Below are 16,778 nucleotides of genomic sequence, written 5' to 3'. Positions count from 1 at the left end.
CACGCGCAGAGCAAACCACCAGTTATACTGGTGGTTCTGATTGTAGCATTTACTTCTCTTGCTCTAAATGGTTCTTTAACATTTTAGCAATTTCTTCAACCTGTGATTCCACTGCAATTGGATCATATGGCCAGAAACGTTCGGGATTTAAGTAGAATACTTTATTATTTTTAACTGCATCAATCGTTGACCATACAGGGTCATTCTCATCAAATTCCGCTTCTCCTGAAATATCTAAAAAGATATAGTCACCTGCATAATCTGCAATCTTTTCCTGTGAAATACTCAGTGCATTAATTTTTGGCTCAATTAAATCCTTGCGTACTAATTTTGGTGGTGTTAAACCTAGCTGCTGATAAATTGCTTGTCCACCACGATTTACACCATCACCATAGACATAAAAATCCTTTCCAAACGGACCCATAAGAGAAAAAGTCGTTCCTTCTCTAATTAACCCTTTAATAGAATCCTTTGCCTTCGCTACTTTTTTATCAAATTCTTTTAGCCATTTTTCCGCTTCCTTCTCTTTTCCTAAAATCTCCCCAAAAGCTCTCATTTCGTCATGAACTTCATGATATGTACCATAAGGGATGACCAATGTTGGGGCAATCTTGCGGTATTGCTCATTTAATTTTTCATCTCCTCCAACCGTGACTATTAAATCTGGTTTAAGTGATAAAATTTTTTCAACCGAGCCTCCATCAATTTGACCAATATCTGTGATCCCTTCACTTAATTCCATAGTATAAGGGCTTTCCATTTCCCAATATGGTGCACCGACTGGTTTAACATCAAAAACTAAAAAATTTGCTAAATATCCTTGCGTAACGATTCGTTGAGGATTGGCAGGTATTTCAACATCACCATCAACTGTTTTAATAACTTTTGTATCTGTTTCTGAATTACTTTTTGACTCTGACTGTGGGCTTTCTGAATTGCTTTTTGTCGCCTTGCTACAGCCACCTAAAACAATTAAAATCAACAGTAGCATCATTAACCCTATCCAAATTCTTTGCCTCGCCTTGACCATTTGTTCCACTCCTATCGATAATGATAATCTTTCTCAATCAATATCCTTATCGTAATGGTCTCTTCTTCAATCGTCTATTTCAAAATGTGAGAACTTGCATATGGACAAAAGTGACATTGGCTTCATTATTAATGATTATATAGCTTTTCTAGCATAATACTAAGTTGTTTTTCTAGCGTTAATCCATCATTGCACCAAAAATCATTCAGCTTAATTGGATAAATGCTCCTTGTTGGATCTTCAAATAGCTGCTTCCAAGCTTTATGCTTTAATAACTTATTTGGGAAATCTTGATAGTAATCTTCTGTGAGGACGACAAACATGTGGTTAGCAGCGTAGTCAGACAATATATTTCCCTCTATAAAAAGATGACTATTTACTTCGAGCACCTCTTGCTGAATACGTGGAGGAGGAGTTAACTTTAAGCCATTATATAAATTAAAGGTAGCTCTTGCAGTGGTATTCCAAATACATATTGTATGATCCTCCCATACCTCATATAAACCTACTGTTTCGTGAGGTTGTATAATGAATTCGAGCTTAGCAGCTGCTGTATGTGTAATGGATTGATAATGCTCAACCCACATCGTTGCCTCTGCCTCACATCCAAGAATTTTCCCTATAAGCTTAACTTCTTCAAGTCGATCTAATTGATTCCATGGCAAAACCAAAATGGGTGCAAGTTGCTCCAATTTTTCTAACTTGCCTGGACAATAATATAAATATTCAGGCACAATGATTAGGTCGATGTCCATTTTCTCCAGTTGATGAGTTCTATCTTGCTCCAGATCAATCGTACCACTAAGCTCACGATGTATAAGCGGTGATACTTCCCATGGTGTAAAAGGAGCAGCAATTGGCTGTATGCCTAAAGCAAGTAAATCACCACTATATTGGAATGCTACAATACGTCTCGGCTTTGGTCTATACCGATACTCACTTGGCGATACACCAACAATTTGTTTAAACTTTCGGCTTAAATAGAGTCCATCTGTATAGCCAACTTTTCTCGCAATCTCGTTCAATGTGGCATCCGTTGAAAGAAGATACATTTTGGCTTTGTCTATTCTCACTCTCATCAAATGGTTCGAGAAACTACGCCCTATTTGTTGTTGAAACAATCTTGAAAAATAACTTGGATTAAAACCCATAAGCTCTGCTAATTGTGATCGATTTAGATTTTGATCATAATGGCGATTGATATATGCTAGAGCTTCTCGCATAATCAAATCTACTTTCTCTTTATACGGCTTTAAAGCTTGGATAAATAAATGTAATATTTCCTCCAACAAAAAATTTTGTCTACTATGAAAATGCTGTTCACCTAAGTCTAACTCACCTACAAGCTCTTGAAGAAGAGTAACAGCACGATACGATAATGTTTCTACACTAGCAATTGAGCCATGGGCAGGCAATTGTTTATGATCGACACGATAAAGCAATAAATCAGCATTTTCTTCAGTAAGACTGTACATTTGAAAAGATACAATGTATAAATGAACAACTTGGTGATTTGCTTTTTCTAACTTTGCTATTTTCCCCGCACTAAGATATATCATTTCATTTTTATCTAAACATAACCATTTTCCATCTAAGGAAATTTTGGTAGCAACATCGCAAGCTAATAAGGTTGGAAATTTTGTATGAAGTGAATATGTATTAACCTTTTCTTTCCATTCAATTATTGCTGTGTCCATTAATCTATACATTTTGCATCCACCTTAATATAATTGAAACAATCATTATAGAGTCATTATAATTGATAATAGTTATCATTAAAAGTCAAGCAAATATAGATAACTATAATTGCTTGACTTAGTGTTGAAAAACAAAACCATCCATAGAATTTATGTGAAAGGTGAAAAAGGATTTCCGTTGCAGGCTACTTGCTTTCCTGTGGGCGAGCGCCGAGCCGCTTCCTCCGCTACCGCTCCGTGCAGGGGCTCGCCTGTCTCGCTATCCCACGGGAGTCAAGTAGCCTTCCACTCCAATCCATAAAATAAAAATGTTAACTTTTTAGCAAAAAAGGGAAGGTATTCATTACTCTTTTATGGAGGGGTGTTGTCACACATCACTTTTAATGGCTATTTTGTTCAGGAAAAGACACTTTTGCAGAATGGTTGATTGGAGTGGAGCCAGCGTCACTCCTAGGGGATTTAGCGTCACAGAGGAGACCCTGGAGCGAACGCAGTGAGTGAAGCGGCTCATCGGACGCCCCCTGGAAAGGACGCTGGCGGAACGGAAATCAACCCCTCGCCTTACCACATTGCTTATTATGCCGTTGACATTACCTTTTTTCAACAACAAGTCAAGCAAATATAGATAACTATAATTGCTTGACTTTTATAGTTTATCGTATTTAATTCTTTAGAAAAGCCAGCTATTTCTCTAACAGTTTTGATAGTCCTCTTTACTATCGATTGCCCCTGCTGGATGATGATTTGATAACGTCTGCCTTTATTTAGCAAACACAAAAAAGGCCAAGGATTTCCCCGAGCCTTTCTAGTTTACTTATTTTTTCAGTATATTTGGAAATTCCTCTAACAGCATGTTACTTGTTGTCATATCATCATAATTCCATTTATCCTCAATAAAGTGAACTTTATTGTTTTTCACGGCAGGTAAGGAGTTCCACAATGGCTCTTGTTTTAATTCATCAAATGCCTTTTGAGCCTCTTTATCCCCAGAAATTAATACAAATAATTGATCACCCACAAGTGTCTCATGCAGTGTTTCTTTAGTAATTTCAATATATGGCCCACTATTTGGCTGTAATGCCTGTACCTTTTCGTCCATAGTATATCCTTTGTCTTGATACAGCAAGCCTGCTACCCCGCCTGTTTTCATCACGAACATTTTTTTATTCCAAAAAAATTGGAATACGACAGCCGTTTCTCTTTCAGCCACCTTACCATTTGCGCGAAGCTGTTCCCACATTGCATCGGCATCTTCATTATATTTCCTCAGTAGCTGCTCTCCCTCTTCCTTTTTACCAACAATATCAGCAACGACTGGGAATCGATCCTTTAATGGCTGCATACCATCGAAAACAACGGTTGGTGCAATTTTAGAAGCTTCTTCAACCTCATTATCCATAATATATGACAGCATAATCAAATCGGGCTTTAACGTCAGTACCTTCTCTAAATTTGTTGGAAAGCCGATATCTGTTGAACTAATTTTCCCGTTATCTTCTAAAACACCGCTCTCGATGAAACGACGATCTACCCCAACAGGCTCTATACCTAATGCTATTAAATCACCAATTGCATTACCCTGAAGGACAATTCGTTCTGGATTTGTAGGAATGTCTACTTCTGTCCCTTGAAGGTCTTTGTAAACCCTTGTCTCAGAAGAGCTAGCTGACTGACTTTCTACTACAGTCTGATTTTGTCCAGTAGTTTCATTGTTTAGATTAACAGTACCTCCCGTACATGCTGATAATAGTAACGTAATACAAAGTAGTGCCATTGCTGTGAATGAAGCTCTTGAACCTCTATGCATATGTATAACTTCCTCTCGCTTATATTGATAATGATTATCACTATCAATATATCGCCATATTGGTCTCCAAACAATGGACGATTCAATGCTATTTTGAGGACGATGTATAGCATTTTTTCTTTCTTGTTTTCTAAAGCGTAATGGCGTAACACCCCTATGCTTTTTAAAAAGACGGCTCAAATAATAAGGGTCCTTATAGCCCACATTTTCGGCAATTTCCTTCAATGTGGCATCCGTTTCTACTAATAAATTTGCCGCTTTATCAAGGCGAATCTGAATCAAATAGTCAATTACACTATAACCCGTTTTCTTTTTAAAAATGGACGCTAAATAAGGAACGCTATAATTCAAATTGGCTGCAATAGATTCTAGTGTCAAAGCCTGTGCATAATGTTCTTGTAAATATTTCATTACCTGTCCTACAAGGTCTGGCTTCATCATATCCACACCTTGGCTATGTAGTTGCTGTAGCAGATTATGAACAAATTGATAGAATAATGATTTCACATGAAAGCGATCTATTCCACCAGACTTCCTCCACTCCTGCTCCATCAATTTAACTTTGTGAAAAATAGCAATCGGGTAACTGGGTATATAGCTATATTGCAGTTGAAATGGATCACTTTTATCCATTAGGCGTAATACTTCCGGGCGCATAGGATTAGGCATGGTCGCTTTATAAAAAATCAAATAATACGCCAACTCATCCTCCGTTAGAAAAATATCTAAAATAGTCCCTTTGCTACCATGTATGACTTGAAACTGCTGAATAATATACTCGATTTGATTGAGCTGAACTTGCGCCCTTCCTCGAGAAACAAAAATAAAGCCATTAGCTGGCATTTTATAAGACTGTAATGTTTCTCCCATCCTCATAATCTGATGCCGAACATCCAGCACTTTGATAGCAGCATGATCCCACAGGTATATATGGTCATCAACATTCATAATGCACATAATTCCTCCTATCTATCTTTTTTACTACTATCATTATAATTGAAAATGATTCTCAAATGAAAGCCAAACTACATTGATGGTAGTTTGGGCTTTCATTTTATATATATATTTAAAAGAAGAAACTCTTCAACTGAATGTAAAGAGTTTCTTCCTTAAAATTAAGCTTATTTTGTTATTTTATCTCGAACTTTAAACATATTTCCGTATTTGTCTACAATGACAATTACAATATAATCTCCTTCAATGAAAGAAACAGTTGGATGGGTAATAGGTTGTTCAGTTCGTCCTTTTGAAAGCTCTGTTTGACCATTGCCACTACTTAAACTAATTAGTGCTCCTGGAGCATCAGGTTGAATAACTTCTACAGGCGTAACGTTTTCAATCTGTGTATCAGAATAAGTTTTACTATATGCTTTATAGTAGAATTTAGCCTTTTCCCCTGGTTGAACAGAAGGATCTGAGAATGTAAAGTCAAATGTAGCTAAAATATTTCTACTTCTATCTGTAGTAATTGGTGGCTGTAATTTAGCACTTTCAATATTTGTTGTTAAGGTTCTATAAATGAATGAAGCTGTTGGCTTACTAAATTCCCACTCACCTTTATCCTTAACAGTAGCATTTAGTGTAATATCAAAGCTCTGTGTTACTTCGTTAGCAAATTTAATAATCAGCTTTCGAGGTTCCCATTCTTTAGCTGTTGTATTCTCCCACTCCCATGATGCGTAAGTAGGAGAAATAGCTGTTGTTGTTCCTGGTTTAACTAAAGTAAAATCTCCATTTTTTAAATCGATGGCCTCTGAGAAAGTGACCTCAAATGTTTTACCATCTAGTTGTTTAAAGATCGGATCCTCTACCTTTGGTGGTGTACCATCTGAGAAGAATTTATATGCCATTACACCTTTGTCAGTTTCGCCTGGTGTCAAAGTAATTGTTTTATTTTGCTGTTCATCAAAAGTATATACTTTTGACTCTGTACCTACTTGAAGCATTGTTGCATTTTTATATCTATCTTTTACCGCAACATAAAGCTCATAATTTTGATGGGGTTCTAAAGAGGTAAAATTAATTTCATTAGTACCCTTTCGCATATTACTAGCTCTTCCTCTTTCAATAACCTCCTCAGCGCTTGAAGGTACTGGAACTGTTGTATCGCCAGCTTTTCTAAGAATATAGTGATACGTACCGTCTTCATCTGACATAAATTTGAAGGTAGCATTCTTATCTCCTTGAGCTATCTTTATCGATGTATTTTCAATTTTCGGTGGTGTTTGGTCATCGATTACATGTCTAGTCTCAATATCTGAAACATTTCCTGATCGATCGCGCAATACCATATAGATAGAGTAGCTCTTAAACGGATTTAAATTTGCTGTTGGTAATGGGATTACTACCTTTTGTTTTCCTAGTTGAGCAGGTTTATTACCTCCGCTCCCCACAATATCGATTTCCTCTGTTCCAACCTTAAATTTTGTTTCATTTAATTGGACAGCTTCAATTAAACGTAAGCGGTCATCACGTGTAAGAGTTATATCTGACTCCATAATTAGATAATGATACGTTCCTGCTTTTGAAGCGTTAAACTCAAGAAGTGTTTGGTCCTTTGTATTATTAATTACTGGTTCTCCTATAATTGTGAGGACTGGTAATTCAATATCGTTATGAATGTATTCGGCTGTGTTTCGCGGAACAGTATTATTTGGAATGTTATTGATATTTTCAAATTCGATATCAGCCAAATCTTTAACTTTCGGTGATATTGTAACAACTAGATTATCCCCGTTTACAAAGCCTGTTAGTGATGGAATGGTGAAAATTAATCTTTTCTGAGCTTTATTATAGACAACCTTTGTAGGATGTATCGGTTGCTGTGCACCTTGATTGACTATCCCTGTACCTGAAAGATCATAGTTCTCTATTTTTTCAGCAGAAATAGGATCTAAATCCTCACTCACGGTTAGATAAAATTCATTTTTAATCTCATCTAGTAATACAAGTTGTCCACCAACAACATATGGTGGGATATTATCAAGCTCACCAGTTTTAAACTCTTTAACCGCCTCTTTAGGTATAGGATCTACCGAGAAGTTGCCTGAATCATCCTTCATGACAACATAAAGTTGATATTCGGTTTCAGCATCTAATTCTGTTAAAATTCCTGTTATTCCAAGTTCTCCAGCTTTTGCCTTCCCTTTACCTGTTGGGTTTGCGACGATATCTGCCGTCGTCGGGTCAGCTGCTGTTGTTTTCTTACGTACATAATAGTAATAATCTCCAGGTTCACTTGCTGCAAACTTGAATTCAGCACGTGTTCCTCCATGTAAAGGCGTAACTTGTAGAGATTTAACTACTGGTGGAGTTGCATCTTTCATTTGGAATGCTTGAGAGACAATATCAGATGCATTTTTCGAGCCGTCTACAACCATGATGTAGATGACATATTCTTTTTTCTCACCTAGATTTGAAACTTTTATTGAGTTTGTGCCTTTGATTGCCGCACTACTTCCGTATGCAACGTTTTCAATTGAAAGATGGTTTACCATTTCACGTTTATTAGGTGCCTCTGCTCCCTTTTCACGCACAATATAGTAGTACGTACCTACCTCATCAGATGTGAAATCTGCTTGAATCTCACTGCCATTGAGCACTTTGACACTTGTAATACTTACAATAGGCTTTGTTTTATCATCTGGATTCTGATTCTCGTTTTCGTCTTTATCGATTGGTTTGCCATCCGGATCTGTGATATTTCCGATATTGTCTTTATCATCTAGGAAATCATCAAAGATATTATTTGGAGATTCATCTTTAGGTAAAATGACTTTGTCGATATACGTATAGTCCCCAATGTCAACCTTGCCGTATGAATTATCAACATATAGAGTACCGATACGGCCATCTATATACAGCTCTAAATCTGTATAACTGTTGTAGTTTATCCAATCAATATTGCCATCTCCATAGATCGTTAACTTTGTTTCGGTATCCAGATTTAATGTTCCAATATAGCCTTGAATTTCAAATTCGCGAACACTTCCGATGATGTCTACACGTGGTAGTTTCATATTGGATTCGATTTTTGTCCCTGTTTGTGATACTACTAGTCTCGAAACAGTGCTGTTATAAAATTCAAGATGCTTTTCAACATTTTTCATTTCTTGTTTTTCTTTTGACCAGTTGACAAATGGCTTATCTTTATCAGGATTTTGGTTCGTCCAATTTTGAAGATCGTTTGTTGAATTGTTATTAGATGAACCATCGCCTTTAGTATTATCTGGATTCGACCAGTTGATAAAAGAAATATTATTGCTCGCCACACGCCCAATGGATAATGGTTGATTGTTAGTAGCACCTAAATGCAATGGTGGTCGAACTGTTTCATTGACGAACATAGTACCTGTCATCTTCAGATTCGAAAATTCAATATAGTTGCCATTAACTACAATGGTTGCACCTAATGAACCATAATCACCATCAAAATCAAGGAAGCTTGAGCTTGTTCCGCTTGCATTTAATGTTAGTTTAGAGATGGATCGAACCTTCTTACCAGAAAGATCCCCCTCAATATAAGCACCCTTTAAGACAGGTGCATTATCGTCATTAAAAATATGTGAAAGGCTTTCTGGAACTGCATAGGCTTCACCATTTATATAAACGGCATCATCATCTACATCTATAATTTTGAAAGATGTTTCATTGTTCTTTTTCTCTTGTGAACGAACCACAAAAGAAGCAAACTGTCCGCGATTTACAGCATCAAACGGAGAGAATGTCACAGGTGTTGTGCCTTCAGTAATATTTAAATCGATAAGTGTTTGAATATAGATAGCATTGCTTGATTGGCTATCTACATCTTTAAAAATATTGTTGTAACTAGGAGATACCTCCAAATGGAATGCTAATACTAATATTTTTGCTAATTCGCCACGAGTCATCACTTCGTTTGGCATAAATGTGCCATTAGAATACCCAGACATAATGCCCGCGTTTTGCAATGCTGCGACAAATTTATAAAATTCGCTACCCTTCGGTACATCCTTATAATAAGGATTTTGGACATTTCTCGTATCCAATTTTAATGCCGTTGCAATCATTTTTGCTGCTTGTCCACGTGTTACATTGACATCCGGACGGAAGGTTTTATCGGCAAACCCGTTAATGACACCCTGAGAATATAATTTTAATATATCGTTATAATGAACTGAGTATTGGTCGATGTCTGTAAAGGGAGAAGTAGCCGCTGCCGCTTTTTGTGGTGGAGGTACTACAACGGCAATCCCACTTGTAGCAAATACTGTTGCTATCAAGGCTTTATTTACTTTTTGGATTTTAGATTTATCCATCCCACTCTTCCTTTCACTTATGTATTTTGATACGTACAAATATCATTTCCTCATACTCTTTATATCGGCTCGTAGCTAACGAACCTTCATAGATAAATCTAAATTAGTCAGGTAAATTTCTTGATTAATCAAATGACCTTTCTCTATCTGAAATGGTGATTAATTTTTCAGTTTGCTAACTGAGTGATTCGCAATTTTGACTCACCTTTCTATTTCTTTTGGAATGATAGCCCTTCTTAATGAGCATCTTTTCCCACTTTTAGAACGGGCTCTACACTTTGACGAGCTCTTCCATGTGATATCACCACTTCTCTCCTCTTCAAACCATTGTGGCCACGTTTGACCCTCACTAATAACAAAATAAATTCCCTTCATTCACACAACAAAAAAGCCAAGGAGCATCGGTGCTCGCTTGGCTTTTCACGATATATAGGCATACATCTAGTCGTCCTTGGGGTGTCATAAGGGAAAGGGGGATAACCTTACGTCTTGTCAAGTCGATCAAGAGATGTGACCCGAGTTACATATCATTTGAACATGGTTTAGGAAGTCATATGGCGGATGACTTACAAGTAGCTTGCCCAAATGATGTTTGCATTAATCAATTACCCCGAAATTCAAAATTGTAAGCCCCTTTGTTTCATTTTTTACTGCATTTATATTTCCGCAACCTTTACTTGATTGCGCCCCCCTTGTTTCGCAAGGTATAGTGCATCGTCAGCTGCTTTAATTAGTTCCTCTGTTGAATCTGCCATTGCTGGATAGACAGCTATTCCTGCAGATAATGTTATGGGTCTGCCACATGGACTTTCTGTTGTTGCCAAAATTGCTCGTAGTTGTTCAGCCACTTGTGCTGCCTCTTCTGCTGCCGTATTTGGTAGCAGTATGACAAATTCCTCGCCACCATATCGACAGCATACATCTCCTTCACGAGCCACAGCTTCCATATGACTGGCTAAAAATTGCAAAACTTTATCGCCTACTGCATGACCATATGTGTCATTCACACTTTTAAAGTGATCTAAATCTAGTAAAATAATTGCATGTGGTACATTGTTCGTTAACCATTCGGCAAGCATCGAATCCATTGTACGTCGATTCGTCACTCCCGTCAGTGGATCAACAGTAGATTGATCCTTGAAAAACGAGACCTGTCCATGTAAAAATGATAAACTCCGAACCAAGGCATTCTTCAAAGAATAAGCTTCAAAGTACCATCCACTTACAGATTTTAAACCTTCTACATTTTTCTTATCTAAACTTTCCTCCGTTAAATTTGCTAGTTGTTGCAAAGGGTTGGCAATGCGTGCTGCCGCCCAAAGTACAATGATAATAGATAGAATCATAAGGGGTACAGATTTAATAATGACTTCCTGCACACGATCAAAGGAAGGGGCTAGTGCTACGTCTAAAGGTTTCTGAGCGACAACGCCCCATCCTGTTGATGGGACTGTACTATAGCCAGCAAGCATTTTCACTCTTTCTGTGTTCTCAACAAGTTGAGCACCACTCTTTCCTGATATCACCGATTGAACGACTTTATTTTTCGTTACCACATCATTAATCCGACTTGGGTCTTGATGATAGATAACACGCCCATCTGAATCAACTACATATACGTAAGAGCCGTCCTTACTATAATGCTCTCCCAGTAAAGTTTTAAAGGCATTTGGTTCCTTTAAATAAATAGTCCCTGCTATCATTCCTAAATACTCATTGGAGTCGGAAAAAATAGGATGAGAAATAAAAATGATGAGACGTCCTGTCATCGCCTCATATGGTTTAGAGATAAGTGGTGTCCTTTTGGATAACGCCTCTTTAGCACCGATTGATGTTAAAATTTCTCCCTTTATTTCAATAGATGGTGGAGAGACGGATAGAACCAATCCTTCTGCATTTGTTATTACTACAGAATTAAACATTTGATTTTGCAATCTCAAACGTTCTGTTTCCTGATTCAATGCTTGCGCATCGTCCATCTTTGCTTGTATTTGAGTTGCACTATAACCCAATATTTGGAAAGATTCATGTAGATAAGAATCCGCAGTAGATGCCAATTTTTGAGCATAAACCCTATTCGTTTCTAGTGTATTTTCCTTTATCGAGTCAATATTCATTCTGTATCCGCCCCAAACACTACCAAGGCTCGTGAAAAAGAATGCTGCCATCGCAACTCCCATAATTAAATGCTTTAGTTTTAATTGATGTGACTTCATTTCTTCTCTCCTATTTACGTTAATTTTATATGTATTTTTTGAGAGATACTTTATTAATAAATGGGGTAATAGTATCATTTCCAAATTGCGTAAGAAGAATCCAATACACCACTAGGATTGTATCAATAAAAAAGGTTGTATCATATAGCTAGCTAGTAAACAAAATTCTACAATTTATTTTCTTAGATTAAATATTCTAACAACTGACAACTATTGTCTGAAATTTGATAAAAAATCTAAATTCTAAATTTTTTTACTTTTATTGTTATTCTGACATATGAAAGTTGAAATGTTTATTTTATAATGAAAAATAGCATAGGCAAGTTAAGGTCTATTCTGTTATAATACTCTTTAAAATAAAATAAACTGTATTAATACAGAATCGAACGTTACGCTTTTCACACAATGGGGATTATGAGAAAAGCGCTACGCTTCCATCAATGGGATGGTCGTGTAGCCTACACAAAAAGGGGTTGGAAGATTTGGGCATTTTACAAGGGTTAAAAATTCTCGATTTTTCTGCATTACTACCAGGGCCAATGGCGACAATGATTTTTGCTGATTTAGGAGCAGATGTCATCCATGTTGAATCTTCAAAGCGCGTTGATTTAACACGAATTATGCCTCCCTATGATGAAGATCATGAGGCTTACATTCATCAACATTTAAATCGATCTAAAAAATCAATTACATTAAATCTTAAATCACCAGAGGCTATAGACATTGTAAAATCACTGGTGCAAGAGTATGACGTTATTATCGAAGGTTTTCGGCCTGGTGTCATGCAACGCCTTGGCATTGGCTATGAAGCTCTAAAGGAAATAAATCCAAAGGTTATCTATTGTGCGATTACTGGTTACGGACAAACTGGACCTTATAGCAATCGACCTGGACACGATAATAACTATTTATCTTTAGCAGGCTTACTCGATTATTCACGCCATAAGGATAAAAAGCCTGTCTCCATGGGGGTTCAACTAGCTGATATAGCTGGAGGGACAATGCATGCCGCAATTGGGGTACTGGCTGCTGCCCTTCATCGTGAAAAAACAGGCGAAGGACAATTCATAGATATTAGTATGACAGATGCTGTCTTTTCGCTGAATGCTATGTATGGTGCTGCGTTTATTGGGGGTGGTCGTATACCACAGCCAGAGCAAGAAATTTTAAACGGAGGCAGTTACTATGATTTTTACAAAACAAAAGATGGACGCTTCTTCTCTGTCGGTAGCTTAGAACCTCAATTTCGTAAACTGCTCTGTGAAGCACTCGACATTCCTGAGTTGATTGATAATACCTTTAATGATTCTTACTATACACAAATACGCTTTAAAGAGGCTGTTCATGATGCCTTTCTATCAAAGACATATGAGGAATGGCTTGAGGTATTTAACGAGGATTTTGAAGGTTGTGTAGAGCCTGTACTCACTTTTCCAGAAGCATGCGAGCATCCACAGTTGAAGGCTCGTGGCATGATCGTCGATATTCCAAAAAGCGATGGCACCATGCAACAGCAAATTGCTTCTGCCTTTAAATTTGATGGCACTGAGCCTGAGTACAAGTATGTCGGTGCCAAGCTTGGAGAGCATAATGAAGAAGTATTAACTGCACTTGGCTATAGTGATGAACAAATTGCTAGTTTACGAGAAAAGGGCGTTTTAGAATAACGGAAAGGTTCAATTTGGAGTAGGCAATTTTCAAATTGAACCTTTTTATGGCTGGCTGCTCATTGGCATCCTCAGTAACATAAGCATAAATTATTTCACTAGAAAAAACGCGGCTACCAATGTACTCCTGCTGTTATAACAGTAAATGGATTTATTTTTCTAATAAAACTTTTTAAAAGAAATGTTGACATATAATTCATCAAGCATTATAGTATTGTTTAAATCTTAACAGACAATTAAATACGATAATTTCTTCTTATCCAGAGAGACTGAGGGACAGGCCCAATGAAGTCTCGGCAGCGGGTTATTAACATAATACCGTGCCAATTCCTGCAAATGTACTTACATTTGAAAGATGAGAAGGAAGTAGTTTCTTCAATAGTGGGGACCTTCCTTTTTTCTTAATCGATAAGAACAAAAGGAAGGTCCTTTTTGTTCTTTATTTTTAAATAGGGAGTTGAGCAAGTAAATGATTGAATTTCAGAATGTAGCGAAAACCTTTAAATTTGGTGATCGTGAAGTGAATGCAGTGAAAGATGTATCTCTTTCAATTCAGCAGGGAGAGATTTTTGGAATTATTGGATTTAGTGGTGCAGGAAAGAGCACATTATTGCGACTTGTGAATCTATTAGAAAGTCCAACCCATGGCGCTGTTCAAGTACAAGGTGTTGATATTAATTCGCTCACACCAAAAGAGGTAAGAAAGCTGAGAAGAAGAATCGGCATGATTTTTCAAAATTTCAACTTATTCTCCTCAAGAACGGTAGCTGGAAATGTAGCCTATCCACTTAAGCTGGCGGGAGTGCCTAAAAAAGAAATTAATGAAAGAGTTGCAGAACTTCTTAGTTTTGTTGGTCTTACAGAAAAAGCGAATGATTACCCTGAGCAATTATCTGGAGGCCAAAAACAGCGGGTTGGAATTGCGAGGGCGCTTGCTACCTCCCCTGATATATTAATTTGTGATGAAGCAACCTCAGCGCTCGATCCGGATACAACTGGGGAAATTCTCCGCCTTCTCAAAAAAGTAAACAAGGATTTAGGAATCACTATTTTGCTAATCACACATGAGATGAATGTCATCCAACAAATATGTGACAGAGTAGCAGTCATGGAAAATGGGGCAGTAATTGAATCTAATTCAGTTTTTGATATATTTACAAATCCACAGCATTTAACGACTCAACGGTTTATTCAATCGGTTCAGCAAGATCGACCATCTGCATCTCTATTAGAGGAATGGAGAAAAAAAGGCGGCAAAAATTTATACCGTGTTATTTTTAAAGGTGATATTGCTAGCGATCCTATCCTTTCTCGCGTAACAAGAAAATTTGATGTGGACGTTAATATCGTCTATGGCTCTGTCCGAGAAATTCAGGAGAAGTTCTATGGGAACTTGCTCGTCTCATTTGAGGGACATAGCGATAAAATACCTAGTGTTCTTACTGAATTACAAGACATTGTAACTGTTGAGGAGGTAAAATTCAATGAAGGTTGATTGGACGACTTTTTGGCCCCGTATTTTTGAATCTACAGGTGAAACAATTTTAATGGTTATTATAACCCTTATCTTTGGTTCTATTCTTGGTATAACAATAGGTTTACTACTATATGTGACACGAAAAGGAAATATTTTAGAGAACAAATTCGTGTTTCAATTGTTAAATTTTTTAATTAATATTATTCGCCCAGTTCCATTTATTATTTTTCTAGTGGCCATTAGCCCATTAACACGAATGGTTGTTGGAACAACGATTGGTACGTGGGCAGCAATCTTTCCAATGACGATTGCCTCATCATTTGGTATTGCGAGAGTAGTAGAGAATAACTTAGTTAGCATTGACCCTGGGGTAATTGAAGCCGCAAAGGCAATGGGAGCAAGTCCTCTACAAATTATTTTTACTGTATTAATTCCAGAGGCACTTGGACCGTTAATTTTAGGCTTAACGTTTGTGACAGTCGGTTTAATAGATTTCTCTGCAATGGCTGGTACAGTTGGCGGAGGCGGTTTAGGTCATATTGCAATGACATATGGTTATCAACGCTTTGATGGAAGTGTCATGCTTGTGACCGTTATTATTCTTATTATTCTTGTACAAATTGCGCAGTGGATTGGGAATAAGCTATCAAGAAAAATTATGCGACGGTAAGAAGGACATTTTTCATTTGAATAAAACAACGAAAGAGGAGATCAATAATGAAAAAGTGGTTTAGTATTTTATTAGTTTTAACAGCAGTATTAGCATTGGCTGCCTGTGGGTCTGATTCAGCTACAGATAATGCTAAGAAAGAAGAAAAAGTAAAGATTGGTGTAACTGGAACAGATGGTGAAGTATGGCCGATTTTAAAAGAGAAAGCTAAAAAGGAAGGGATTGAAATTGAGCTTGTTGAGTTCTCTGACTATACATTGCCGAATCAGGCATTAGCAAATAAAGAAATTGATATTAATTCCTTTCAGCATATCGCGTTTCTAACACAATTTACTAAAGAAAATAATGTCGATTTAGTTCCAATCGGTGCTACTGTTATTGCTCCAATGGGAATATATTCAGAGAAAGTGAAGGATGTTAACGAAATTAAAAAAGGTGACAAAATTGCTATCCCTGATGACCCTTCCAACCAGGCTCGTGCATTAAGATTATTAGAATCAGCTGGCTTAATTAAATTGGCAGATGATTTTGGTCTCTTCGGTGACCCAAGTAAAATCGTCGACAACCCGAAAGATTTAGACATTTTACCGATTGTAGCTCAACAAACACCACGTGTATTACCAGATGTAGTTGCATCCGTTATTAATAATGGAGTTGCTGGACAAGCTGGGTTTGATCCCGTAAAGGACCCCATTTATCTTGAAGATGCCAACGATCCAAACGCCTTACCTTATGTGAACATTTTTGCTGCACGAGCAGATGATCAAGATAATAAAACATATCAGAGAATTGTCGAGCTGTATCATGAGGAAGACGTAATGAAGGCAGTCGAGGCAGAAACAAATGGAGGATCTATTGTTGTTGATTTATCAAAAGATGAGTTAATAAAACAAAGCAAAGGACTATAGGGGGAGATA

General features: G+C 37.1%; 9 protein-coding genes and 1 riboswitch. Of the genes, 4 read left to right on the top strand and 5 right to left on the bottom strand.

The features are described 5' to 3' along the window. Nucleotides 1-49: 49 nt before the first annotated feature. From MKY46_RS00995 to MKY46_RS00975, 5 genes are all read right to left on the bottom strand, one after another. Nucleotides 50-1,030 (bottom strand): ABC transporter substrate-binding protein, encoded by a 981-nt coding sequence (locus MKY46_RS00995; RefSeq protein WP_101967030.1) that lies wholly within the window; start codon nt 1,028-1,030, stop codon nt 50-52. A gap of 128 nt (nt 1,031-1,158) precedes the next feature. Continuing rightward, nucleotides 1,159-2,739 (bottom strand): helix-turn-helix domain-containing protein, encoded by a 1,581-nt coding sequence (locus MKY46_RS00990; RefSeq protein ID WP_101967029.1) that lies wholly within the window; start codon nt 2,737-2,739, stop codon nt 1,159-1,161. Nucleotides 2,740-3,541: 802 nt separating this feature from the next. Further along, nucleotides 3,542-5,482 carry an AraC family transcriptional regulator gene (locus MKY46_RS00985; protein ID WP_340833619.1) on the bottom strand — a complete coding sequence of 647 codons (1,941 nt, stop codon included), beginning with the start codon at nt 5,480-5,482 and terminating at the stop codon, nt 3,542-3,544. A gap of 173 nt (nt 5,483-5,655) precedes the next feature. After that, on the bottom strand, nt 5,656-9,831 hold the full coding sequence (locus MKY46_RS00980) for an S-layer homology domain-containing protein (RefSeq protein ID WP_340833618.1): 4,176 nt from the start codon (nt 9,829-9,831) through the stop codon (nt 5,656-5,658). A gap of 656 nt (nt 9,832-10,487) precedes the next feature. Next, nucleotides 10,488-12,047: a sensor domain-containing diguanylate cyclase gene (locus MKY46_RS00975; RefSeq protein WP_089933994.1), complete on the bottom strand. Its 1,560-nt coding sequence runs from the start codon at nt 12,045-12,047 to the stop codon at nt 10,488-10,490. 482 nt (nt 12,048-12,529) lie between these two features. On the opposite strand from MKY46_RS00975, the gene MKY46_RS00970 reads away from it, so the two are divergent. The 4 genes from MKY46_RS00970 to MKY46_RS00955 all read left to right on the top strand — a co-directional run bounded on the left by MKY46_RS00970 (nt 12,530) and on the right by MKY46_RS00955 (nt 16,769). Next, nucleotides 12,530-13,714: a CaiB/BaiF CoA transferase family protein gene (locus MKY46_RS00970; protein ID WP_089933991.1), complete on the top strand. Its 1,185-nt coding sequence runs from the start codon at nt 12,530-12,532 to the stop codon at nt 13,712-13,714. A gap of 253 nt (nt 13,715-13,967) precedes the next feature. After that, nucleotides 13,968-14,076: riboswitch (SAM riboswitch) on the top strand. Nucleotides 14,077-14,183: 107 nt separating this feature from the next. Continuing rightward, nucleotides 14,184-15,209 (top strand): methionine ABC transporter ATP-binding protein, encoded by a 1,026-nt coding sequence (locus tag MKY46_RS00965; protein ID WP_089933988.1) that lies wholly within the window; start codon nt 14,184-14,186, stop codon nt 15,207-15,209. Further along, nucleotides 15,199-15,861, top strand: a complete 663-nt coding sequence (locus MKY46_RS00960) for a methionine ABC transporter permease (RefSeq protein ID WP_036124987.1) — start codon at nt 15,199-15,201, stop codon at nt 15,859-15,861. Before MKY46_RS00965 ends, MKY46_RS00960 begins: the two co-directional genes overlap by 11 nt. A 47-nt stretch (nt 15,862-15,908) precedes the next feature. Then, entirely contained in the window at nt 15,909-16,769 is an 861-nt protein-coding gene (locus tag MKY46_RS00955) for a MetQ/NlpA family ABC transporter substrate-binding protein (protein ID WP_058845259.1), read from the top strand. Nucleotides 16,770-16,778: the final 9 nt, after the last annotated feature.

Source organism: Lysinibacillus sp. FSL M8-0355 (assembly GCF_038008985.1).
Taxonomy (GTDB): Bacteria; Bacillota; Bacilli; order Bacillales_A; family Planococcaceae; genus Lysinibacillus; species Lysinibacillus fusiformis_D.
The sequence above is the reverse complement of the archived record's forward strand: the minus strand, read 5'-3'. Positions and strand labels throughout refer to the sequence as shown.